Consider the following 23,997-nt stretch of genomic DNA (forward strand, 5'->3'; position numbering starts at 1 on the left):
TCGGGCGCTCCGTGCTCTCAAGGTCGCCATGTCGCTTCACGCCGCCAGCCAGCATCGTCGTCCCGCCCGCTACGGCTGGCGGGCGCTTGCGTCGTCGCCGGCCGCGGTCGTCTGCGCGGCGATCGGCGGCCTGACGCTCCTCGCCTGGGCGGCCCTGCTTGGCGAGGCGCTGCGCGGCGGCGGTTCGCTCGACGCCTTTGTGGGCGCGATCTGCCGGCCCGTGGCGCTGGACGGCCTTGGCGTCTGGAGCGCGGCCGGATCCTTCGCGTTGTCGGCCGGCCTTTGGATGGCGATGGCGGTCGCCATGATGCTGCCCACCGCCGCGCCCCTGGCGCTCGCCTATGCGCAGATCGCGGCCGAAAGGGACGCACAGGGGTGCGAGAGCCCGTCGCCCACCGTCCTCATCGCCGGATATCTGAGCGTCTGGCTCCTGGTCGCGCTCGGCGCCGCGCTGCTCCAGACGGCCGTCGCTTGGGGATGGCCACGGCTCGGCGTACCCCCGCAGGCCGCCGGCGTCCTGGCCGGCTTCGCGATCGGCGCGGCCGGGCTCTACCAGTTCAGCGAACTCAAGCTGCGCTGCCTGGCCTTCTGCCGCATGCCCACAGCGGCCCTGGACGGCAGGGTGACGCCTCGCCGGGCAGACGTGTTTCGCCTCGGGCTCGAACAGGGCCGCGCGTGCCTGGGCTGCTGCGGCGCCACCATGGCGCTGATGCTGCTCGCCGGCGCGATGAACCTGCTCTGGATGAGCCTCCTCGCGCTCCTCAGCACGGTCGAGAAGCTGACCAGCGGCACGGCCGCGCCGCGCCTGATCGGCGTCGCGCTCGTGCTCGCCGGAATGGCCGTCGCGATCGGCGCCGTGGGGGTCGAGCCTGTCTGGCGCGCGCTGGCCGGGCGCTGATCGGCTCCCCCGAACCATACACAACCGTGCGCAACTCTCGGTAAGCTCTGGCCAGACCGCGCATGGTGATGTTTTATCCCGGCAGGTTCATTCCCGCCCGGCGGGTGGAACCGTCTCTCGGGGCCGTCCGTTCGCGTCGGCCAACTCGGATCGGTGTAGACGCGTGGAATCGGAAGAACCCGTAAGCAATCGGCCAAAGCGAAGCTTTGCGGAGCGTCTTCCCGCGTATTTCGTCCATTTCTTCACTGCCTCGGGCGGCGCGCTGGCGTTTCTTGCGCTGCTGGCCGCCATCGACAAGGATTTCTCCCGCGCCTTCCTGTGGCTCGGCGTCGCCCTGATCGTCGACGGCGTGGACGGCACCATCGCCCGCGCCCTCCACGTGCGCGACCGATTGCCGAACATCTCCGGCGACGTGCTCGACCTCGTGATCGACTTCACGACCTACGTGTTCGTGCCCGCCGCCATTCTGGTGTTCTGCGGGTTCTGGTCGCGCGAAATCGCCATCGTCTGGGCGATCGTCATCATCGTGTCGGCGGCGCTCTACTTCGCCGACCTGCGCATGAAGACGCCGGACAACTGGTTCGCGGGTTTTCCGGCCGTCTGGAACGTGATCGTCTTCTACCTGGTGGTGTACCACCCGCCCGTCTGGACGGCCTCGGCCATCATCCTGGCGGCCGCGGTTGGGCAGGCTTTGCCGATCGTCTTCGTGCATCCGTTCCGGGTGCGGCAACTGAAGCCGCTGACGCTCCTGATGGCCGCTGTTTGGGCGGTCGCCGGGTTCGTGACCATCGCCGAAGATCTGCTGCCGGATCGTCTTACGCATGCGGTGCTGTTGATCTGCGCCGCCTATTTCACCTGCCTGGGACTGGTGCGACGTCGGCCCAAGGGGCTCGCCGACACCGCCTGAGGCGCTTATCCAAGGAGTTGACGCACGATGCTGGACTGGCTGACGGACCCCGCCGGCTGGGCGGCCCTGCTGACCCTCACCGCCATGGAGATCGTGCTGGGCATCGACAATGTCGTGTTCATCTCGGTCCTTGTGGCGCGCCTGCCGGAGGACCAGGCCAAGCGCGCGCGGGGCATCGGCCTGCTGCTGGCGCTGGTATTCCGCATCCTGCTGCTCTCCGTGCTCACCTGGATCATCGGCCTGACCAAGCCGGTGCTGACGATCGCCAGCCTGTCGCTTTCGTGGCGCGATCTCATCCTGCTGGGCGGCGGCGCCTTCCTGGTCGCCAAGGCTACGCATGAGATCCACGCCGGCCTCGAAGGCGATCACGAGGCGGACGGCAAGGCGAACGCCCCCAAGGCGTTCGTGGGCGCCATCGTGCAGATCGCCGTGGTGGACCTCGTGTTCTCGATCGACTCGATCGTGACGGCCATCGGCATGGCCGACAACCTGTCGATCATGGTCACGGCCGTGCTGCTCTCGATGCTGGTGATGTATGTGGCGTCCGGGCCGGTCTCGGCCTTCATCGCCGCGCATCCGACCACCAAGATGCTGGCGCTGTCGTTCCTGATCCTGATCGGCGCGTCGCTCTGCGCCGAGGCGACCGGCTTCCATCTGCCGCGCGGCTACATCTACGCCGCCATGGCGTTCTCGGCCTGCGTAGAGTTCATCAACATCACGGCTTCGCGCCGCATGAAGCGCCGCCGGGCCGCCGCCAAGGCCGCGAACCCGCCGCCGGACGCCTGACCGGTCAGGCGGCCTCGGCTGGTTCGTCGGCGGTCGGCGGGCGCGTCGCGTCCGCCACATTGTTCACATAGGTGACCAGCGGCTCGCTGGCGCCGTGCTCGATCAGCGCCTCGCGCACATTGGGCGGCGCCCCGGCCGCGAACACCCGCGCGCCGGAGCGTCCGGCCTTCCGGGCGAAGCTCGCCAGCGACTTCGCCGCCGTGGCGTCCGCGAACGGCACGCGGCTCATGTCGAGCACGAACACGCGCGGCGTCTGGCCGATGCGGTCCAGCACCGCCGCCACCTCGGACGCCGCGCCGAAAAACAGCGGCCCGGCGATCCGGTACACGAGCACGTCGGGATCCCGGCCCGGCCCCTCGTAGTCGCCGCGCGGCGACGCCGTGTCGGCCTCGTCCGTGTCGATGAGGCGGGTCTGCGTCTCCACTTCCACGAGCTCGGCCATGCGGTGCATGAACAGGATGGCGCCCATCACCACGCCCACCGCGATGGCCTCGGTGAGATCGCGGAACACGGTGAGTAGAAACGTCGCCAGCAGCACCGCCGAATCGCCGCGCGACGTGCGCAGGATGGCGGCGAACTCGGCCCGCTCGGCCATGTTCCACGACACCACGGCCAGCACCGCCGCCAGCGCGGCGAGCGGGATGAAGGCCGCCAGCGGCGCCGCGACCAGCATCAGGGCGAGCAGCACGAGCGCGTGGATCACGCCCGCGATTGGCCCATGCGCGCCGGCGCGGACATTGGTCGCCGTGCGCGCGATGGTGCCGGTGGCGCAAATGCCGCCAAACAGGGCCGAACCCATATTGGCGAAGCCCTGCGCCACGAGCTCGCAGCTCGAGCGATGCCGACGCCCCGTCATGCCGTCAGCCACCACGGCCGACAGCAGCGACTCGATGCCGCCCAGCACCGCGAAGGTGAGGGCGTCCGGAAAGGCTGCGGAGATCTTCTCGACCGACAACGGCGGCAGCGACGGCATCGGCAGCGTGCTCGGAATGCCGCCGAATTTCGAGCCGATGGTTGCGACCGGATAGCCGAGCCGCGCCAGAAGCGCCGCCAGCAGCGACGCGAACGCGATCGCGATCAGGAACCCCGGCCAATGCGGCCGCAGCCGCCGCAGCGCCAGGATCAGCCCGATCGACGCCGCCGCGATCACGACTGCGGCCGGCGTGACGGTTCCGCTCGCCGCCGCGATGGCCTGGAGCTTGGGAATGAACGCAGCGGGCTCACGGCCGGGCAGCGAAAGGCCGAACAGGTCCGTGAGCTGGCTGGCGAAGATGATCACCGCGATGCCGCTGGTGAAGCCCACCGTGACGGGATGCGGAATGTACTTGATGTAGGCGCCCAGCCGCATGAAGCCCATGGCGGCCAGCAGCACGCCTGCCATGAGGGTCGACAGCAGAAAGCCGTCGAAGCCCTGCCGCTCGATGCTGGCAGCCACCACGACGATGAAAGCGCCGGCCGGCCCGCCGATCTGGAAGCGGCTGCCGCCCAGCAGCGAGATCAGCAGCCCGCCCACGATGGCGGTGAACAGCCCCCGGTCCGGCGTCGTCCCGCTCGCCTTGGCGATCGCCATGGAGAGCGGCAGCGCCACCATCGCGACGGTCGCGCCCGCAATGGCGTCGGCCCGCAGCTCGCGGGCGCCGTAGCCCTCCCGGAATACGGAAACGATCTTGGGCGTGAACAGCTCGGCGAAGGACGGCGAGCGGCGGCGAAGGGGTTGATGCATGGCTGCGACCGAATAGAACCGGCGAACGCCGTCGGCGGCGCAAGCGCGCAAAATACACGCGCGACTTGTGAAATGAGCATGGCAGACTCGAAGCCGGTTGCCGAGTCAGGGCATCTCCGTAAGATGCCCGAATTATTGGGAGGATTCTGATGGTCAAGGCCATTCGCGTGCACAAGGTCGGCGGCCCCGAGGCTCTGTCCTACGAGGACGTCGAGCTCCCGGCGGCAGGGCCTGGCGAGGTCCGCGTCAAGCACCGGGCCATCGGCCTGAACTACATCGACGTCTATGACCGCTCGGGCGTGTACCCCGCCCAGACGCCCTTCATTCCGGGCAGCGAGGCCTCCGGCGACGTGGTCGCGGTGGGCGAGGGCGTCACCGAGTTCAAGGTGGGCGACCGCGTCGCCTACACGGCGCGGCTTGGCGGCTATGCGCAGGAGCGCAACGTCGCCGCGAAGGTCCTGGTCAAGCTGCCAGACGCGATCGACTACGAAACAGGCGCCGGCATGATGCTGAAAGGGCTGACGGCCCAGTATCTGCTCCGCCGCACCTACAAGGTGCAGAAGGGCGACACGATCCTGTTCCACGCGGCCGCGGGCGGCGTCGGCATGATCGCCTGCCAGTGGGCCAACCATCTCGGCGCGACCGTGATCGGCACCGTGGGCAGCGCCGACAAGGCGAAGCTCGCCAAGGACAACGGCTGCCACCACACCATCCTGTACCGCGACGAGGATTTCGTCGCCCGCGTGGCCGAGATCACCGGCGGCAAGAAGTGCCAGGTCGTCTATGACGGCGTCGGCAAGCAGACCTTCCCGGGTTCGCTGGATTGCCTGCGCCCGCTCGGCATGTTCGTGAGCTTTGGCAGCTCGTCGGGCGCCATCGAGGCCTTCAACATCGGCATCCTGGCGCAGAAGGGCTCGCTGTTCGCGACCCGGCCGACGCTGTTCACCTACACGGCCGAGCGCGCCGACCTGCTGGCCATGTGCGACGACCTCTTCGCCGTGATTGCGTCGGGCGCCGTGAAGATCCCGGTGACGCAGCGTTTCGCCCTGAAGGACGCCGCCGAGGCTCACCGCGCGCTGGAGGGCCGCGACACCACCGGCGTGACCATCCTCACCCCGTAAGCGTCCACCGGCTGGGTCGGGCGCGCAGGATGGCGCCCGACCTGCATAGGAACTCTCGAGCGGGTGGGGCGCAGCGCACAATGGCGGGGGCATCGGGGCAGGACAACCAGCGCGACGGGCCGCCGCTCGTCAGCCTGCGCGGGATCGTGAAGCGGTTCGGCACGCTGACGGCCAACGACCATGTCGATCTCGACATCCGCTCCGGCGAGATCCACGCGTTGCTGGGCGAGAACGGCGCCGGCAAGTCCACGCTGGTGAAGATCCTGTTCGGCCTGCTGCAGCCCAACGAGGGCGATATCCGCTGGCAGGGACAGCCGGTGACGCTGGCCAACCCGGAGGACGCCGGCCGCCTCGGCATCGGCATGGTGTTCCAGCACTTCTCGCTGTTCGACAACCTGACGGTGGCCGAGAACATCGCGGTCGCGCTGCCCAAGAGCGAGGACATGCGGTCAATCGCGGCGCGCATCGCATCAGTGGGAGAGCGCTATGGGCTCGCGCTGGAGCCCGGCCGCCCCGTCTGGACGCTCTCGGCTGGGGAGCGCCAGCGCATCGAGATCGTACGGGCGCTCCTGCGCGAGCCGCGCCTCTTGATCCTGGACGAGCCCACCTCCGTGCTGACCCCGCAGGAGGCGGACACGCTCTTCGTGACGCTGGAGAAGCTCGCGGCCGGCGGGTGCGGCCTTCTTTACATCACGCACCGCCTCGAGGAGGTGAAGCGGCTCTGCAGCGGCGCCACCGTGATGCGGGCCGGCAAGGTGGTCGCCGCCTGCGATCCGCGGGAGGAGAGCGTGCGCCGCCTCGCCAGCCTGATGGTCGGCTCGGAGGTGATGGAGGTCCGCGCCGCGGCCGCGCACCAGCTTGGGCCGGTTCGCTTCGAGCTAAACAAGCTGTCGCTTGCGCCGGACGAGATCCACGGCGTCGCCCTGAAGGGCGTCGACCTCGCGGTGCAGGGCGGCGAGATCGTCGGCGTCGCGGGCGTGGCCGGCAATGGCCAGGACGAGCTCTTCGCCGCCATGTCGGGCGAGTCCAAGGCCGAGACGGCCGGCGCGGTGCGCATCGACGGCGCCGATGCAGGCCGCGACGACATCGACGCCCGACGCCGGCGCAAGGCGGCCTTCGTGCCCGAGGAGCGCAATGGCCACGCCGCCGCGCCCAGGCTGACGTTGTCCGAAAATGTTGTCCTGTCGCGCCACGCGACGGGCGGCGTCGCGCGCAACGGCCTCGTCGACTCGAGCGCCGCCAGGGCGGTCGCAGCCGAGATCAGCCGCGTCTTCGATGTTCGGAAGGGCAGGGTGGATCCGCCCGCCGGCACGCTCTCGGGCGGCAACCTGCAGAAATTCGTGGTCGGCCGCGAGATCCTGCGCGAGCCCGGCGTGCTGATCGTCAACCAGCCCACCTGGGGCGTGGACGCCGGCGCGGCGGCCACCATCCGGCAGGCGCTGATCGACCTGGCTGCGCGCGGCGCGGCCGTGGTGGTGATCAGCCAGGACCTCGACGAGATCTTCGCCATCGCGGACCGCATCGCGGTGATCCATGATGGGCATCTCTCGGCGACCTACCCGGCCCGCGAGATCGATCGCGAGAAGATCGGCCTGTTGATGGCCGGCACGGCCGAGGAGCGCCCCCATGCGGCTTGAACTCGTCCCGCGCGGGGACGTCTCGCCCTGGGCCCGCGTGCTCGCCCCCGTGGCGGCCGTGATCGCGGCCGTGCTGATCGGCGGGGTCGTGATCGCCATCATGGGCCGCTCGCCGGCCGCCGCCTTCCAGGTCTACTTTGTCGACACCCTGTCGGAGAGCTGGGGCCTGCAGGAGATGGCCGTGAAGGCCACGCCGCTGCTGATCATCGCGGTCGGGCTCTCCTTCTGCTTCCGCGCCAGCCTGTGGAACATCGGCGCCGAGGGGCAATTCATCATCGGCGCGCTGGTCGGCTCCATCCTGCCGCTCTACACGGCGGGCTCCGGCGCGGGCTTCTGGGTCATTCCGCTGGCGCTCGTCATGGGCGCGCTGGGCGGGCTCGCTTATGCGATGATCCCGGCGATGCTGCGCGTGGCCTTCGGGGTCAGCGAGATCCTGACGAGCCTGATGCTGGTCTATGTCGCCGACCTCGTGCTCGACTATCTCGTGCGCGGCCCCTGGCGCGACCCGAAGGGCTTCAACTTCCCGCAGACCGTCAACTTCGACGCGACGTTGCCCTTTCTGGCCGAGGGCGGGCGCCTGCATGCAGGCGTGCTCGTTGGCCCCGTGCTGGTGCTGGTCGCCTGGTTCGTGATCAGCCGCACGCTCTTTGGCTTCGGCGTGCGCGTCGCGGGCGAAGCCCCCAAGGCGGCGCGCTTCGCCGGGTTCGACGCCAACCGCATGGTGCTGGCCGCCTTCGCGATCTCGGGCGCGGCCGCCGGCCTCGCCGGCGTGCTGGAGGTCCTGGGCCAGATCGGGCAGCTCAAGCCCGGCATCTCGTCCGGCTATGGCTTCACGGCCATCACGGTCGCGTTCCTGGGGCGGCTGCACCCGCTCGGCATGGTGTTCGGCGCGCTCGTGGTGGCGCTGACGGTGATCGGCGGCGAGAGCGCCCAGATCGCCCTGAAGCTGCCTCTCGATCTCACCCGCACCTTCCAGGGCGTGCTGCTGATGTGCGTGCTCGCCGCCGACGCGCTGGTGTCCTACCGCGTGCGGATCGTCACCATGGCGAGGGCCTGACATGGACATCTGGCAGGCCGTCCTCATCACGGTGATCACGGCGGCGACGCCGCTGCTTATCGCCGCGCTGGGCGAACTGGTGGTGGAGCGCGCCGGCGTGCTCAATCTCGGCATCGAGGGCATGATGGCGGTGGGCGCGGCCTGCGGCTTCGCGGCCGCGACCCTGAGCGGCTCCTCGCTGCTGGGCGTCGTCGCCGCCGTGGCGGCGGGCGTGGCGCTCTCGGCCGTGTTCGCGCTGCTGACGCTGGGGCTCGCCACCAACCAGGTGGCGACCGGGCTGGCGCTCACCATCGTGGGGCTTGGCCTCTCCGGGCTGATCGGCGCCGGCTTCGTCGGCACGAGCCGCGAGGCGATCCCGGCCATCCGCATCCCGGGCCTCACGGACCTCCCCGGCGTAGGGCGGCTCCTCTTTGGCGAGGATCCGTTCGTCTACCTCTCGCTGGCGCTGGCGGTGGCCGTGCTGTGGTTCCTGAACCGCAGCCGGGCGGGCCTCACCCTGCGCTCCATTGGCGAGAACCACACCTCGGCGCATTGGCTCGGGCTGCCGGTGATGCAGGTGCGCCTGCTCGCCATCCTGTTCGGCGGCGGCTGCGCCGGGCTCGCGGGCGCCTACCTGTCGCTCGTCTACACGCCGTTCTGGTCGCCCGGCATGACGGCCGGCCGCGGCTGGATCGCGTTGGCGCTCGTGGTGTTCGCGTCGTGGAAGCCCCTGCGGGTGCTGTTCGGCGCCTACCTGTTCGGCGGCGCGACGGTCCTGCAGCTTCACGCCCAGGCGGCGTCGCTCGGCTTCCCATCGCAGGTGATGTCGGCCTTCCCCTACGTCGCCACCATCGTGGCGCTGGTGATCATGTCGGCGGGCCGGCGCAAGGCCGCTGCCGCACCCGGGTCGCTGGGGACGTCCTTCGTGCCGGATCGCTGATCCGATTGATGTTTTCGGGAACGACCGGGTCGGGTACGGTCCAACCTGCTTATTGATTACCCGGGAGTGGAGACGAGAATGCGCACATTGTTCAAGGTCGCGGGCGCGATCGCCATCGCGGCCGGGCTGGCCACCCCGGCCCCCGCCGCTGACAAGCTGAAGGTCGGCTTCATCTATGTCGGCCCCATCGGCGATTTCGGCTACAGCTACCAGCACAACCAGGGCCGCCTCGCGGTCGAGAAGGCGCTCGGCGACAAGGTCGAGACCACCTTCCTGGAGAACGTGCCGGAAGCCGATTCCGAGCGCTCGATCGAGCAGCTCGCCCGCACCGGCCACAAGCTGATATTCACCACTTCGTTCGGCTTCATGGAGCCGACCGTGAAGGTCGCCAAGAAGTACCCGAACGTGCTCTTCGAGCACGCCACCGGCTACAAGCGCGAGAAGAACCTCGCGACCTACTCGGCCAAGTTTCACGAGGGCCGCTACGTCCAGGGCGTGATCGCCGGCAAGCTGACGAAGTCCAACACCATCGGCTACGTCGCCTCGTTCCCGATCCCGGAGGTCGTGTCCGGCATCAACGCCTTCATGCTGGGCGCGCAGTCCGTGAACCCGGCCATCAAGGTCAAGATCGTCTGGGCCAACACCTGGTTCGACCCCGGCAAGGAAGCCGACGCCGCCAAGGCGCTGCTCGACCAGGGCGCCGACATCATCACCCAGCACACCGACAGCCCGGCCCCGCTGCAGCAGGCCGAGGCCCGCGGCAAGCTCGCCTTCGGGCAGGCCTCCGACATGATCCGCTTCGCCCCCAAGGCGACGCTGACCTCCATCGTCGACAACTGGAACGACTACTATGTCGCCCGCGTGAAGGCCGCGCTGGACGGCACCTGGAAGTCGGAAGACACCTGGGGCGGCTTTGCGGCCAACCTGGTCAACATGGCTCCCTTCACCAACATGCCCGACGACGTGAAGAAGCTGGCGACCGACACGGAAGCCGCCATCAAGTCCGGCGCGCTGAACCCGTTCAAGTGCCCGGTCGTCGACCAGGACGGCAAGACGGTCGAGTGCAAGGGCGGCGCGAACCTGTCCGACGAGCAGGTGCTCGGCATGGCCTTCTACGTGAAGGGCATCGACGACAAGCTGCCGAAGTAAGGCGCGCTCCTCCGGAGGCGACTGGCTCGCCTCCGGAGATCATCCTTCCCGATTTCGATTCTGAGATGACACTGGCCCGCAGCGGGCTCAGCCGCTCAAGCGGCGCTGAGCGTCGGGATGGCCGAAACATCCATGCGCTGCGCGCGCCACTCGTCATGGGCCGCCTGCATCCGCAGCCAAAGTCCCGGCCCATTGCCAAACAGCTTGCCGAGACGCGCGGCCAGTTCGGCCGTGACGCTCTGCTCCTCCCGCAGAAGGCGATACAAGGTCTCGCGGGATATCCCGAGAAGCCCGGCGATCTCCGTTTTCGACTTGGCGACCGACGGAAGAATATCCTCACGCAGGAGAGCGCCCGGATGCGTCGGGCAGCGGTCGGGCGATCGTGCGCTAGCCATGGTAGTCCTCCAGATCGATATCCGCCGCGATTCCGTCCTCGAACGCGAAGGTGATCCTCCAATTGCGTGAGACCGTGACGGCAAAGCGGCCTTTCATGTCTCCCGTGAGTGCGTGAAATCCCAATCCGGGCAGGTTCAATTCGGCAGCCGCCTCCGCCTGGTCCAAGGCGTCCAGAATGCGCCCCACGCGACCGACCCAATCCGGCCTGAGGCCGCGCGAGCGGCCGTCTTCCCAGAACTGGCGTAAAATCTTGGAGCGAAAATGGCCGATCACAACGGCCGAAGCGTGCTACTCCGGCGCTGATCTGTCAACACAGTGTTGACAGCCTTACACCGCCACCCCGTGCAGGTCATACGCGTCCGCGCGCTCGATCTTCACCGTCACGATGTCGCCCGACCGCAGCGGCCGGCGGCTGGCCACGTAGACGTTGCCGTCGATCTCCGGCGCGTCCCACTGGGAGCGCCCTTTGGACACGGTGGGGCCGGGCTGGTCGATGATCACCTTGATGCGCCGGCCCACGCGCGAGGCGATGCGCTTGGCGCTGACGGCCTGCTGGCGCGCCATGAAGCGATCCCAGCGCGACTGCTTCACCTCGTCAGGCACCACCGCGAGGCCGAGATCGTTGGCGGTCGCGCCGGTCACGGGCTCATATTTGAAGCAGCCGACGCGTTCCATCTTCGCCTCGTCCAGGAAAGACAGCAGCGTCTCGAAATCCTCCTCGGTCTCGCCCGGGAAGCCGACGATGAAGGTGGAGCGGATGGCGAGGTCCGGGCAGATCTCGCGCCAGGCGCGGATGCGCTCCAGCGTCTTGTCCTGGTTGCCGGGCCGGCGCATCGCCTTGAGCACGGTCGGGGAGGCGTGCTGGAACGGAATGTCGAGATAGGGCAGCACCTTGCCCTCGGCCATCAGCGGGATGACCTCGTCGACATGCGGGTAGGGATAGACGTAGTGCAGCCGCACCCAGGCGCCGAGCTCGCCGAGTTCCTTGGCGAGGTCGTAGAAGCGCGTGCGCACCTCGCGGCCCTGCCAGGGGCTCGGGGCGTAGCGCATGTCGACGCCATACGCGGAGGTGTCCTGAGAGACGACCAGCAGCTCCTTGACGCCCGCCTTCACGAGCTTCTCGGCCTCGCGCAGCACGTCGCCCACCGGCCGCGAGGCCAGGTCGCCGCGCAGCTTGGGAATGATGCAGAAGGTGCAGCGATTGTTGCAACCCTCTGAAATCTTGAGATAGGCGTAGTGGCGCGGCGTGAGCTTCACGCCCTGCGGCGGGACCAGGTCCATGAACGGATCGTGCGCCGGCGGCACAGCCTCGTGCACGGCGTTGACCACGCTCTCGTAAGCCTGAGGCCCCGTGATCGCCAGCACGCCCGGATGCGCGGCGCGGATCTGCTCGGGCTCGGCGCCCATGCAGCCGGTGACGATGACCTTGCCGTTCTTGGCCAGCGCGTCGCCGATGGAGGCCAGCGACTCCGCCTTGGCGCTGTCCAGGAACCCGCAGGTGTTGACGATGACGGCGTCCGCGCCCTCATGCGTCTTCACCAGCTCGTACCCCTCCGCCCGCAGCTGCGTGATGATCCGCTCGCTGTCCACCAACGCCTTGGGGCAGCCGAGCGAGACAAAGGAGATGCGGGGCTGAGCCGTCATGTCGGTCCGCGATGTTGGAAAAGGGATGGGCCGGCATCGCGTCGCGCGTCCGGCCCTCGGGCGCTCTCATACTCCCGCGCGGCCCTCGCGGCAAGGCGCACGCGCCGCGCCGCCGAAACCGGCAAAGCCCGGCGACGATGTGCGCTGGCGCACATGCAGATGTCGCCGTGATGGATTGAACACGGTTCTCATCTTCTGACGAGAACCAAGGCTTAGATTCTTGACCGTGGGCGCTACTGTCAGAAAAGTGCAAAACAAAGCGGCACAGCCGATGCGCGTCTCATGCGCGACTATCCGTCTGTGCCGGCCTGCTCTTCGGGTTTCGCTGTTGAAGCCTGGCCGGGCGCTTGCGGGGTGGTGAACATGTTGCGTGGGGCTGTCACCCTGCTTGGCGCTGGTTTTGTTTTGCTTGGCGAACTCGATGTCGCCGGCGCCCAGCAACCGGCTCCGCGGCAAGCGTCCGCGCTCGGCTCCATCGTGGCTAACAAGGGCGGCGAGGAACTTCGCTTTGTGCGCGAGGATGGCTGGCGCCCGGCCGAGGTCAGGCAGGACCTGTTGGGCGGCGACACGCTGCGCACCAACACGATCGGCAATCTCGGCATCCTGTTCTCCGACCAGACCCAGATCCGCGTCGGCCCGCGCTCCACGCTGGTGCTCAACGACATCGCGTCCGGCGACAAGCCCACCACGGTGGAGCTCCCCTCCGGCAATGTCTGGGCCCGCGCGGCCCGTGGCGGGACGGGCGTGGTCGTGAAGACGCCGGCGGCGGCCGCGACCATCCGGGGCACCGACTGGTCGCTTGCCGTCGACGGAAACCGGACGACGCTGATCGTGCTCGAAGGCGTCGTGGAGCTGACGAACCCGCAAGGCTCCGTCACCGTGCGCCAGGGCGAAGGCGCGGTCGCGACGCTGGGCTCGGCGCCCACCAAGATCATCCTGGTGCAGCGCAAGGAGCGGGAGCAGATGCTCCTGCATCTCAATCTGCGCGACGCTTTCAACTGGATGCCGACGACGCCCCTCCAGGGCCCGGCGCTCAGGGCCGAGCGAACCCGCATCGTCGCGACCCCGCCGGAGCGGCGCACGGCTGAGCAGTGGCTCACGCTCGCGGAGGTCTCGCTGGGCCGCGACACCCGCCAGAACGCCACTCTGGCGCTGGAGCAAGCGAGGGCGCGCGGCCTCTCCCCCAGCCAGCGTGCGCGCGCCACCCTTGTGGAAGCCACGCTCGCCGCCATGGGCCGGCGTTGGGCCGAGGCGGCCCGGCTGTTCAAGGCCGCCGAAGCCGGCGTCTCCGGCCGGCGGCGCGTGACGGCGGCTTATGGCGCCTATATCGCGGGCTCGCTCGCCGATCCCCGCAAGCGCCTGCCCGAGCCGCGCATCGACTCGCGTGATGGCTACGGCGCGATGGTGCGGGCCTTTCTGTCCGGCTTTACCAAGGACTTGCAGGAGGCCGCCCGCCAGGGCGAGGCGGCCGAGCGGGACCACCCGGACGATCCGCTGCTCACCGCCTTCTCGGCGCAGGTCGCCTATGCGCTCGACCGGCGCGACGGCATGCGGGCGCGCGTCGATAAACTCGCCAGGCTGGATCCGGACGATCCGCTCGTGCTGCTCACCCGCGCCATGCTGAAGGGCGACGTGGACAGCGACCTCGAAGGCGCCCAGAAGGACCTTGAGCGCGCCGCCGCCGAAGCGCCCGGCGACGCCCAGGTCTGGAACGCGCTCGGCCTCGTGCACGACGCCCGCGACGCGCCGTTGGAGTCCGAGGCAGCCTTCCGCCGCGCCATCGCGGTCGACCCGGATGATCCTGTCGCCTACGCCAACCTGGCCATCCTGCTGCTCGACCAGAGCCGCGTGGACGAGGCCGCGATCCTGGTCGACAAGGCCCTGGAGATCGATCCCTCGCTCTCGGCCGGCTACACCGCCAAGGGGCGCGTGCTGCTGCAGCGTGGCGACAGCAAGAAGGCGATCGAGTATTTCCTGGCCGGCACGGCCGCGAACCCGTCCTACGGCAACGGCGTGCTGGCCGCCGCCGTTGGCTACTACATGGACGGGCAGGTCGACCTTGCCTTGCAGCAGTTCGACGCCGCCGACCGGCTCGACCCCAACGACCCGATTACGTCGCTGTTTCGCACCGCGATCGCGATCGACCAGTACCAGGCCGACGACGCCATCGAGAACGCGCGCGAATCCGTGCGCCGCTTCCGCGCGCGCGGCGGCTATTACTCGCCGCTCGCCGTCACCAAGTCGGGCGGCTCCTACATGGCGGACGCCTACCGGCTGATCGGGCTGGATGGCTGGGCGCGCTACTATGGCGACCGGGTTTTCGATCCCTTCACAGCGAGCGGCTATTTCGACGCCGCGAACGCCCGCACGCTGCCTTCCATCGCCAACACGGTGCCGGACCTGCGCAACGAGGCGTCCAGCGCCGACCCGCAGGCGTTGAGCCTCATCATGCAGGGCCTGCTGTTCGATCCGCTCGCGGTGGCCGGCCGGGCAGGGCGCATCGACGTCATTCGCCGGCCGTTCCTTGATACCGAGGTCACGGCCGGCACATTCTCGCGCGACGGGCGCACGGGGTTCCTGTCGGGCGTCACCGTGCAGGGTTTCTCGAACCTGCCGTTCCCGACCTCGTTCGTGGCCGCCGCCAACAGCTTGCGCACGCCGGGGCCGCGGGCCCGCGAGTGGGACACCGGCCACAGCGCCAGCGTCTTTGTCGGCGCGACGCCGACCCCGCAGAACCATGTCGTCGGCTTCGCCAGCTTCGCCGCGCAGGACCCGCGCTATGATTCCAGGCTGCAGGGCCCGAACGGTCGGCAGGTCGACTCGGCCGCGACCGGACAGGCTGCGCTGGAGTGGAGCCATGCGTTCTCACGCCGGAACGTCGTCAACGTCGCGGCCTTCGGCGGCTCGACGAAGACGACGGCCGGAGCGACGGTGAACACCGAGATAGACCTGTTCCGGGTCGGTGTTCCGCTCCCCGCCGTTCTGGCCGACGTGCAGCGCCGTCGGACGTCCTACGGAACGCTGGCCGTCAACCACGTGATCGGCACGGACGACTTCACGTTGCGCTATGGATTCGAAGGGACCACCGGCCGCGTGACCGGCTACGAGACCGTTGATGCGCGCATCGACGTTCTCGGCCTGGCGACGGTGGGCGGCGCCGGCGCATCCCGCGAGAATGCGAGCTTCCGCTCGGGCCTTGCCTATGTGGACGCCTTCTGGCGTCCGTCCGACCGCTTCGAGATGCAGGCCGGCCTTTATGGCCGGGCCACAACCACCCAGGCGCGCGGCGCCGGGGACGTGGTCGGCGCCACGATATTCGGCTCGCCGCTGGATCGCCCCTTCGTGGATCGGGATCGCCGCCTCGCCGCGCCGCGCATCGGCTTCGCGTTCTCGCCGATCGAGGGTCATTGGCTGCGCGCCGCCTACCGGCAGGACATGGACCCGCCGACCGCGCTCACGCTCAGCCCGGTGAACACGGTCGGGCTGTTTCCCCAGTCGCTGCCCACCAGCGTCGGCAGCCGCACCGACTCGGCGATCGCCCGCTGGGACGCCGAGTGGACCAAGCGCTTCTTCACGGCCGTCGAATACCAGCGCCAGAAGGTGACGGACCTCAGCTTCGACATCCCCTATTCCCAGAACACGCTCGGGGTGGAGCGGGCGCGGATCGATCGCGTCACCGCGACCGCCAACCTCTGGCTGGGCTACGGGATCGGCGTCTTCGCCTCGGTGGGCGGGGCCGACAGCGAGGTGACGCGCGGCTTTGGAACGGGCCTGCCCGTGCCCTTCGTGCCGGAGCGATTCGCCCGCGCGGGCGTCACCTTCGTGCACCCGTCCCGGATCAAGTTCACGCTGGCCGAAACGGTCGTGAGCCGCAGGCGCGGCGACCTCGCGGGCACGCGGCTGGACGATTTCGCCACCACGGACGCGACCCTGAGCTGGGAGACCCAGGACCGGCATCTGCAGGTGGGCGTCGGCGTGTTCAACATCTTCGACGAAAAAGCGGAGCGCGTCAGCGGCGTGGTCGGCGCGCGGCGCACCATCACGGCGACCGCCACGGCGCGGTTCTAGCGATGGTCCGATCCCGCCTGCCGCTGCAACGCATCCTGCGTCGGCGGGCCGGACCCGACAGCGCTGGCCGCCCGCATTTCCTGGCGCTCGCGCTGGCGGCCGCCCTCGGCCTCCTCTTCCTGCTGGAGCCGTTCCGGCTCGTTGAAAATCGGCTATTCGACATCCTGTCCACGGTCGCGCCGCCCATGCCGGACGAACCCGGCGTGGTGATCGTCGCCATTGACGAGCCGTCCTTCGCCGAACTCGGCCAACGCTGGCCCTGGCCACGCGCACTGCACGGAAAGCTGATCCGGACGCTGCGGAAAGCCGGGGCCAAGGCGGTCGCGGTCGACATCCTGTTCGCCGAACCATCGGGCGCGCAGGACGACCAGGCGCTCGCGGCCGCCATGGGGCCGGACGTGGTGCTCTCGGCCGAGGAGGCCGTGATCGCCATGCCGCAAGGCGTCCAGACGAGCCGCGTCGAGCCCCTGCAGGCGCTGCTCGACGCCGGCGCTCGCTCCGGCTCCACCTCGGTCGACCTCGACGCGGACGCCTATCTACGCCGCCTTCCCGAAACGCCGGACAGCTTCGCCGCCAGGGTTCTCGAGGCGGCAGGGCTGCGGCCCATGACGCCGCCGGAGGGCGCGCTGATCCAGTATTTCGGACCGGCGCGGACCTATCCGACCATTTCCTACTACCAGGCGCTGGAGCCGGAGCGCTTCCTGCCGCCCGGGCGCTTGCGCGGCAAGACCGTGTTCGTCGGCCTCAGCCTCAGCCATTCGGCGACGGCCAACAGCGGCGCGAGCGACGCGTTTCCAACCGCCTACACGGTCCGCGACCGGACGCTGACGTCGGGCGTGGAGGTGCAGGCCACCCTCTACGACAATCTCCGCACCGGCCTGTTCGTCACGCCGCTGCCCTGGGCGGCGACGTTTATGGCGGGGCTCGCCTTTGCGGCCGCGGCCTCGCTCGTGTCCGGCCAGCGCAGTTCGTGGCGCACGGCCCTGATCGCGGCCGTGTGGTTTCCGGCGATCGTCGCGCTGTCCTGGGTTCTCTTGCGCCATGGCCGCGTCTGGGCGCCGCCGGCGCTGCCGCTTGCGACCTCTCTGGCCGCGTTCGCAAGCCGCGTCGGCCTCGATTACGCGCGCGAGCGGCGGCTGCGCCGCGCGGTCTCGGACGCCTTCTCGCGTTATCTCTCGCCCGCCATGGTCGACGAACTGTCCCGCAACCCGCAGGCGCTGCGGCTGGGCGGCGAGCGCCGGACGCTCACCATCCTGTTCTGCGACGTGCGTGGCTTCACGGAGATCTCCGAGCGCCTGCGCGAGCAACCGGAGCGCCTGACGAGCCTCATCAACCGGCTGCTGGAGCCGCTGTCCGCCGCCGTACTCCAACAGGGCGGCACAATCGACAAATATATCGGCGACTGCGTGATGGCGTTCTGGAACGCGCCGCTGGCCAGCCCCGACCACGCCGTGCGCGCCGTGCGGGCCGGAGAGAGCATGCTCCGCGCCGTGGATGAGCTCAACGCCGTGCTGCTGGCCGAGGAGGGCCCCGGGGCGCCCAGCTTCGCCGTGGGCGTCGGGGTCAACACGGGCGACTGCGTTGTCGGCAATTTCGGCTCGCCCTGGCGCTTCGACTACTCGGTTCTGGGCGACCCCGTGAACCTGGCGTCGCGGATCGAGGGCCTGTCCAAGGCGTTCGGGGCGCCGCTGCTGGTTGGCGAGGAAACCGCAAGGGCGGCGGGCGCCGAGTTCGTGTTCATTGAGCTCGACCGCATCGCCGTGAAGGGCCGGCAGGAACTGTCGCCCATCCTGGCCGTGGTGGGCGAGCGCGCTGCGCTCGGTCCGGCGGCCGACGCCTTCGTACGCGACCACGCCCGCTTGCTGGAGGCGATGCGGGCCGGTGAATGGCGCCAGGCGTTGTCGCTGGCGTCGCGGCTGCGCGGCGAACACGCGCATCTCGCCGGCTATTTCGACCGGATCGAGGCGCGCGTGCTGGCGGATTTCGGCGGGGAAGCCTGAAGCGTCAGCCCGGCGGGATGGTGGCGACCATGGAGGGACGGGCCGCGAAGGTCTCGTACCAGGCCGCGAGCCGGTCGTTGCCGTTGCGCCAGGCCATGTCGCCGAAGCGGAAATCGAGATAGCCCAGCGCGCAACCGACCGAGATCGAGCCGATCGTGATCTCGCCCGTGAGCTCCTCGATCCAGCGTTCCTCGAGCTGCGCCACCGAGGCGACGATCTTGCCCTTGGCGCCGTTCAGCCACGCGTCCCAGCGCAGCGCCTCAGGCCGCATCGTGGTCTCGTAGCGGGCGAGCAGCGCCGCATCCGTCATCTCGTCCGCGAGGGACTGCAGGCTGAGCGCCGTCCAGCGCGCCTTGCCGGCGGGCGGGAACAGCTTGGGGCCGTTGATGGCGTCGATATATTCGGCGATCACGCGGCTGTCGAACAGCGCCGACCCGTCGTCGAGCACGAGCGTCGGCACCTTGCCGGCCGGGTTCTGCGCCACGATCTCGCGGTTGGGATCGATGGGGCTCGCCTGAGCCGGAACCAGCGTCAGCTGGTCGAAAAGCCCGCGTTCACGCGCGACAATAACGACCTTGCGCACGAAAGGGGAGGTCGCCGCAGAATAGAGTTTCATGGATGTCCCGAGTTCCCGAGGAAAGCGGCCGCATTCTCACGGGTTTGCGGACAAAGTAAATCGCCGCCAAGCGGATCGGCGGCGTTCCCCGCGCGTCCGGGACGCTCAATGCATCGAGCAGAGATCCGCCAGCACGATGTCGGTCATCCGCTCGTGCAAATGCGTCAGACGGCGCTCAAAGGCCAGCCGCTCGCGCTTGCGCTCTTCTTCGAGAAGCCGGCGCATCTGGCCCCGCGTGGACTCCGGCCCATCGAGACGCGCGAGGCGGGCGCGTTCCTGCTGGTAGCGCAATTCGATGTCGGCCAACCGGCCGAGCGTCTCCTGCACCTTCGGCAGAAGGTCGGCGGGATAAAATATGGCTTCCTTGGCGGCGCGCTCGGGGCCGCACGGCATCATCCGCGTCATTGGTGGCCTCCACGATTCTCCCTGTTTCAGCAGAGTACCGTGCGACTGTGACGCTGGAAAGACACGAACGCATTTTATTGCGAAAACGTAAGCCGAGACATCTTGACAGAATTGAAACGTTCAAAATCGAACGAGCGCTCCAAGCCAGAGCGGCGCGGCGCGCTTGTCGATCGTTTCAGGCGTTTTAGCCCGTTCAGGCCTGGTCGGAGGCGCGATACTCGGCTGCCCGGAGCAGATCGAGCGGCCGCCAGGGCTTCGGCAGAAACGTCACGGCGTCGTCGGGCCGGCGCGGCGGCTGGCGCCCGGAGGTGACGATGACCCGGACCCACGGCCAATGCTCTGCGCAGCGCTGCCCGAGCGTGAAGCCATCGAGGTCGCCCGGCGTGTTCACGTCCGTGAACAGGATGGCGATTTCCTCGGGACGCGAGCGCATGTAGTTCCAAGCTTCGTCGGCGCGCTCGAATTCCTGGACCCGCAACTCGGCCTCTTCAAACAACGTCGCGGCGAGCGAGCGAAGGTCGGCTTCGTCCTCGACGACAACGATGGTGTTCGGACGGATTGCGCGTCCCATGGTGCATCTCCTGTGCTTGTCCAGAGGTGAGGCAACGGGTCGCGGCACGGGTTGTTCCCGAGATGCTGAACTTTTCCAGCAGCCTTGAAGAAGCAAGGATTCAGCCCGGAATCGGCGCTGCGGCAGGGGCGCGATCCCGCTGGAAGATGGGCGTCACCCGCGCGAGATCGGCGACCGGGATATGGCACGCGATCATGTGCCCATCCGGCGCGACCTGCTCGGGCGGCGGAGTCTCGTCGCAGACGGGGCCGAGCTTGCGCGGGCAACGGGCCGCGAAGCGGCACCCGAGCGGCACGTTGATCGGGCTCGGCGGTTCACCCTCCAGCCGCAGGTGCTTCTGCTTGACGGTCGGGTCCGGCACCGGCACGGCGGCCAGCAGCGCCTCCGTGTAGGGGTGGTAGGGCGGGGAAAAGATCGACGAGACCGGCCCCATCTCCATGACCCGGCCGAGATACATCACCACCACCCTGTCGGCGAGGTGGCGCACCAGCGCGAGGTCGTGGCTGATGAACACGATGGTCGCCCCGTTGCGGGCCTGGATCTGCAAGAGCAGGTTTACGATCGCGGCCTGCACGGAAACGTCCAGCGCCGAAACCGGCTCGTCCGCGACCAGGAGCTTGGGGTCCCCCGCGAAGGCCCGCGCAATGGCGACGCGCTGCTTCTGCCCGCCCGAGAGCCGGCCCGGGCGCTGGCGCGCCAGATGCGGCGACAGCCGCACCATGCCGAACAGCTCCTTCACCCTCGCGTCGAGGTCCTTGCGCGACTGGGCGATGCCGAACTTCTTCAGCGCCCGGCCGATCGAGAAGCCGGCCGTATGCGACGGGTTAAGGGTGGCGTCCGGGTTCTGGAAAACCATCTGGACGGCGGCGAGCTGCTCCAGCGTGCGCTTGTGGGCGGGCATGCGCGACAGGTCGTCCCCGAGCACCATCAGCTTGCCAGCGCTGGCGTCCTGCAGCCCAGCGAGAATGCGCGCGAAGGTCGATTTGCCGGACCCGGACTCGCCCACGATGGCGAGGATCTCGCCCTTGTTGGCCTGGAACGACAGGTCCTCGTTGGCGATCAGCTGCCGCGACGAGCCGAATCCCATGAAGGCGTTGCCGAGCTCGTAGACCTTGGAGAGGTCGGCGGAACGCATCACCTGCTCGACGCCCGGCGTCGCCGGGGCGACATGCTCGGCGTCGGTCTTTTCGAACTGGTCGAGCTCGCGCCAGCGCACGCAGCGCACGCCATGGCCCGGCCCCGCCGGTTCTTCCGGAATGGGCGCGACCCCGCAACGCGGCGCGTCGAACCCGGCGCAGCGCGGCCCGAAGCTGCAGCCGCGCGGCCGGCCCGCGAGGGAAGGGGGCTGCCCGGGGATCGGCAGGAAGGTGGTCGTGTGCTTGTCCGTGTCGAGCCGCGGCACGCAGGCTAGGAGACGCCGCGTATAGGGATGGCGCGGGTTGGCGAAGAGCTCGTGAACGGGCGCTTCCTCGACGAGGTCGCCCAGATACATCACGCCGACACGGTCGCAGACCTTCGCGATCACGCCGAGGTTGTGGGAGATGTAGAGCAGCGTGGTGCCGTACTTCTCCCGCAACTCGTTGACGAGGTCGAGCACGGCCGCCTCGACGGTGACGTCGAGCCCGGTGGTCGGTTCGTCCAGTAGCAGCAGCTTCGGGTTGGCGAGCAGCGCCATCGCGATCACGACGCGCTGCTTCTGACCGCCGGAGAGCTGGTGCGGATAGCGGTCAAGCACGGCGTCCGGATCGGGCAGGTGCACGTCCGTGAGGATCTGCCTCGCCTTGGCGTGGGCCGTCTTCGCGTCGACGCCCTCGTGCAGCATCGGCACCTCGATCAGCTGCTTGCCGATGGTCAGCGTCGGGTTCAGCGCCGCATTCGGGTCCTGGTAGACGATCGAGCAGCCGCGGCCGCGGATCCTGGCCAGCAAGGCGGGGTCGGCCGCCGAGACGTCCGCCCCGTCGAACACGATGCGCCCGTTGGCGATGCGCCCCGTGGGGCCGAGATAGCCCATGATGGCCATCAGCAAGGTCGACTTGCCGCAACCGGACTCGCCCACGAGGCCGTAGCTTTCGCCGGCCCGGATGGTGATCGACAGATCCGGGATGGCCGTGACCGCGCCGACCGAGGACACGTACTCGACCTTGACGTGGTCGAGAACGAGGAGGCCGTCAGGGGCGGGCGGGGCGCTCATCTCAGTCCCTCAGCGAGAGTTCGCGCACGCCGTCGGCGAGCAGGTTGAAGCCCAGGATCAGGCTCACGATCGCGATGGACGGAAACAACGACATGTGCGGGCGCACCGAGATCATGGCCGTGCCCTCCTTCACCATCGTGCCCCAGTCGGGATCGGGCGGCGGCAGGCCGAGGCCCAGAAAGCCCAGGATGCCTATCGTGATGATGGTGTAGCCCACGCGCAGGCAGAAATCGGTGATCAGCGGGCCCCGGCAGTTCGGCAATAGCTCGATGAACATGATGTAGAGCGCGCTCTCGCGCCGCAGCTGCGCGGCCGCGATGTAGTCGAGATGGCGCTGCTCCAGCGTCAATCCGCGCACGATGCGGGCGATGCCGGGCGCGGCCGTGAGCACCACCGCGAGCACGATGTTGAGCGCCGACGGGCCGATATTCGCGATCAGGATCACGTAGAGGATGATGATCGGGAACGAGAGGATGATGTCGGAGATGCGGCTGATGATCGTGTCGACCTTGCCGCCATAGTAGCCGGCCGCGAGCCCCAGCGGGCAGCCGACCATGTAGGCGGCCAGGGCGGCGAGAGGCGCCACGCTGAGCACCGTCCGGGCGCCCCAGATCAGGCGCGAGAGGATGTCGCGGCCCTTGAAGTCCGTGCCCAGCCAGTGCCGCGCCGAGGGCCGCGGATCGGCGAGCGCCATCAAGTCCTGCTTGTTGGGCGGATCCAGCGGCAGCAGCGGGGCCAGCAGCGCCAGCGCCACCCAGAACAGGATCAGCGCCAGCCCCACCATGGCGACGCGCGACTGCGGCAGCCTCCGCAGCAGGCTCGGCGGCGCCTTGTCGACCGGCACGGTCGGCGAGGTTGCGGCGACGGTGTCGATGATCGCGCTCATGCCAGCCTGATCTGCGGATTGAGGACGGCGTAGCCGACGTCGCTGACCAGCTGGGTCAGGATCGCGATGGTGAGCGCGATCAGCGTGGCGGCCTCGATCAGCGCGATGTCGCCGAACAGCGACGCGTCCAGGATCATGCGGCCGAAGCCCGGATAGGCGAACACCATCTCGGTCACCACCACGCCGGAGATCAGGAAGTTGATCTGCAGCAGGATCACGGTGAAAGGCGCGATCATGGCGTTGCGGACGGCGTGGCGCACCACGACGTCGCGCATCGGCAGGCCTTTCAGGATCGCGGTGCGGATATAGGCCTTGTTCATGACCTCGGCCATGGAGCCGCGCACCATGCGCACCACATAGCCGGCGTCATACAGAACCAGCACCGTCACGGGCAGGATCATCTGGCTCCAGATCGGCCATCCGCCGCCCGAATCCAGCGGGCTGGTGCCGGGCAACCAGCCGAGCGTCACCACGAAAAACGCCACAAGGAACACGCCCGAGGCGAACTCGGGCACCGAGGTGGCGATGATGCCGAAAACCGAGATGGTTCGGTCGAGCCCGCTGCCCTCGCGCATGCCGGCCAGCACGCCGAACAGCAGCGACAGCGGCACGATCAGCGCGAACGCGATGCCGGCCAGCGCGGCGGTCGCCTTCAGCCGCGACCAGATCACGTCGTTCACGGGGGCTTTGTAGAGCGTCGAGTAGCCGAAATTACCGAAATACTTGTCGCCGCGCGGGTCCTTGAACTGAAGGCCCAACGCCGGGTCCTGCAGCGGATCGGCCTTGAGGCCCAGCAGCACGCCGAGCCAGCGGGTGTAGCGCACCGCGAGCGGGTCCTGCAGACCCAGCTTCTCGTAGAGGATGTCGACCTGGCTTTGCAGCGCGAAGGGGCCCAGCGTCTTGCGGGCCACGTTGGAGGGCGAGAACTCCGTCACGGCGAACACAAGGAACGACGCCGCGAACAGCGTCAGGATCAGGCTCGCCCCGCGCTTGATGATGTAGCCGCCCAAACCGCCTCCTGTG

At 68.9% G+C, this 23,997-nt stretch carries 20 protein-coding genes; 10 read left to right on the forward strand and 10 right to left on the reverse strand.

Annotated features, from left to right (window positions below; all coding sequences use genetic code 11):
* The first annotated feature begins 28 nt into the window (after positions 1-28).
* From AC1DSZ_RS00985 to AC1DSZ_RS00995, 3 genes are all read left to right on the forward strand, one after another.
* On the forward strand, positions 29-898 hold the full coding sequence (locus tag AC1DSZ_RS00985; RefSeq protein WP_476836537.1) for a DUF2182 domain-containing protein: 870 nt from the start codon (positions 29-31) through the stop codon (positions 896-898).
* Between the two features lie 163 nt (positions 899-1,061).
* Positions 1,062-1,805 (forward strand): CDP-alcohol phosphatidyltransferase family protein, encoded by a 744-nt coding sequence (locus AC1DSZ_RS00990; protein ID WP_476836538.1) that lies wholly within the window; start codon positions 1,062-1,064, stop codon positions 1,803-1,805.
* 27 nt (positions 1,806-1,832) lie between these two features.
* Positions 1,833-2,591, forward strand: coding sequence for a TerC family protein (locus AC1DSZ_RS00995; protein WP_476836539.1), 759 nt, complete (start codon positions 1,833-1,835; stop codon positions 2,589-2,591).
* A gap of 4 nt (positions 2,592-2,595) precedes the next feature.
* Here the strand turns inward: AC1DSZ_RS00995 and AC1DSZ_RS01000 are convergent, their stop codons facing one another.
* Positions 2,596-4,314 carry a SulP family inorganic anion transporter gene (locus tag AC1DSZ_RS01000; RefSeq protein WP_476836540.1) on the reverse strand — a complete coding sequence of 573 codons (1,719 nt, stop codon included), beginning with the start codon at positions 4,312-4,314 and terminating at the stop codon, positions 2,596-2,598.
* Between the two features lie 149 nt (positions 4,315-4,463).
* Between AC1DSZ_RS01000 and AC1DSZ_RS01005 the strand changes: the two genes are divergently transcribed.
* From AC1DSZ_RS01005 to AC1DSZ_RS01025, 5 genes are all read left to right on the forward strand, one after another.
* Positions 4,464-5,435: a quinone oxidoreductase family protein gene (locus AC1DSZ_RS01005; RefSeq protein WP_476836541.1), complete on the forward strand. Its 972-nt coding sequence runs from the start codon at positions 4,464-4,466 to the stop codon at positions 5,433-5,435.
* Positions 5,436-5,515: 80 nt separating this feature from the next.
* Positions 5,516-7,072, forward strand: a complete 1,557-nt coding sequence (locus AC1DSZ_RS01010) for an ABC transporter ATP-binding protein (RefSeq protein WP_476836542.1) — start codon at positions 5,516-5,518, stop codon at positions 7,070-7,072.
* A complete protein-coding gene (locus AC1DSZ_RS01015; protein ID WP_476836543.1) occupies positions 7,062-8,129 on the forward strand; it encodes an ABC transporter permease in 1,068 nt (355 codons plus the stop codon). The genes AC1DSZ_RS01010 and AC1DSZ_RS01015 overlap by 11 nt, the downstream gene beginning before the upstream one ends.
* 1 nt (position 8,130) lies before the next feature.
* The gene (locus AC1DSZ_RS01020) at positions 8,131-9,048 is read left to right on the forward strand and encodes an ABC transporter permease (RefSeq protein WP_476836544.1); all 918 of its coding nucleotides are present in this window, start codon (positions 8,131-8,133) and stop codon (positions 9,046-9,048) included.
* A gap of 78 nt (positions 9,049-9,126) precedes the next feature.
* A complete protein-coding gene (locus tag AC1DSZ_RS01025) occupies positions 9,127-10,197 on the forward strand; it encodes a BMP family ABC transporter substrate-binding protein (protein WP_476836545.1) in 1,071 nt (356 codons plus the stop codon).
* Positions 10,198-10,292: 95 nt separating this feature from the next.
* On the opposite strand, the gene AC1DSZ_RS01030 is transcribed toward AC1DSZ_RS01025, so the two are convergent.
* From AC1DSZ_RS01030 to rimO, 3 genes are read right to left on the reverse strand one after another with little or no spacing between them, the layout of a single operon-like run.
* On the reverse strand, positions 10,293-10,592 hold the full coding sequence (locus AC1DSZ_RS01030; RefSeq protein WP_476836546.1) for a HigA family addiction module antitoxin: 300 nt from the start codon (positions 10,590-10,592) through the stop codon (positions 10,293-10,295).
* A complete protein-coding gene (locus tag AC1DSZ_RS01035) occupies positions 10,585-10,866 on the reverse strand; it encodes a type II toxin-antitoxin system RelE/ParE family toxin (protein WP_476836547.1) in 282 nt (93 codons plus the stop codon). Before AC1DSZ_RS01035 ends, AC1DSZ_RS01030 begins: the two co-directional genes overlap by 8 nt.
* 54 nt (positions 10,867-10,920) lie before the next feature.
* Positions 10,921-12,237: a 30S ribosomal protein S12 methylthiotransferase RimO gene (rimO, locus tag AC1DSZ_RS01040; RefSeq protein ID WP_476836548.1), complete on the reverse strand. Its 1,317-nt coding sequence runs from the start codon at positions 12,235-12,237 to the stop codon at positions 10,921-10,923.
* Positions 12,238-12,600: 363 nt separating this feature from the next.
* Here rimO and AC1DSZ_RS01045 point away from each other — a divergent pair, with 363 nt between their 5' ends.
* Positions 12,601-16,305, forward strand: a complete 3,705-nt coding sequence (locus AC1DSZ_RS01045; RefSeq protein WP_476836549.1) for a FecR domain-containing protein — start codon at positions 12,601-12,603, stop codon at positions 16,303-16,305.
* Positions 16,306-16,307: 2 nt separating this feature from the next.
* The gene (locus AC1DSZ_RS01050) at positions 16,308-18,305 is read left to right on the forward strand and encodes a CHASE2 domain-containing protein (protein ID WP_476836550.1); all 1,998 of its coding nucleotides are present in this window, start codon (positions 16,308-16,310) and stop codon (positions 18,303-18,305) included.
* A gap of 4 nt (positions 18,306-18,309) precedes the next feature.
* Here the strand turns inward: AC1DSZ_RS01050 and AC1DSZ_RS01055 are convergent, their stop codons facing one another.
* The 6 genes from AC1DSZ_RS01055 to AC1DSZ_RS01080 form a co-directional block, all read right to left on the reverse strand.
* Positions 18,310-18,921, reverse strand: coding sequence for a glutathione S-transferase (locus tag AC1DSZ_RS01055; protein WP_476836551.1), 612 nt, complete (start codon positions 18,919-18,921; stop codon positions 18,310-18,312).
* A gap of 105 nt (positions 18,922-19,026) precedes the next feature.
* Positions 19,027-19,326, reverse strand: a complete 300-nt coding sequence (locus AC1DSZ_RS01060; RefSeq protein ID WP_476836552.1) for a hypothetical protein — start codon at positions 19,324-19,326, stop codon at positions 19,027-19,029.
* Positions 19,327-19,519: 193 nt separating this feature from the next.
* A complete protein-coding gene (locus AC1DSZ_RS01065; protein ID WP_476836553.1) occupies positions 19,520-19,897 on the reverse strand; it encodes a response regulator in 378 nt (125 codons plus the stop codon).
* 100 nt (positions 19,898-19,997) lie between these two features.
* Positions 19,998-22,088 (reverse strand): ABC transporter ATP-binding protein, encoded by a 2,091-nt coding sequence (locus AC1DSZ_RS01070; protein ID WP_476836554.1) that lies wholly within the window; start codon positions 22,086-22,088, stop codon positions 19,998-20,000.
* A gap of 1 nt (position 22,089) precedes the next feature.
* Positions 22,090-22,974: an ABC transporter permease gene (locus AC1DSZ_RS01075; RefSeq protein ID WP_476836555.1), complete on the reverse strand. Its 885-nt coding sequence runs from the start codon at positions 22,972-22,974 to the stop codon at positions 22,090-22,092.
* A complete protein-coding gene (locus tag AC1DSZ_RS01080) occupies positions 22,971-23,984 on the reverse strand; it encodes an ABC transporter permease (protein ID WP_476836556.1) in 1,014 nt (337 codons plus the stop codon). The genes AC1DSZ_RS01075 and AC1DSZ_RS01080 overlap by 4 nt, the downstream gene beginning before the upstream one ends.
* Positions 23,985-23,997: the final 13 nt, after the last annotated feature.

The organism is Alsobacter sp. P4_H11, assembly GCF_056400925.1.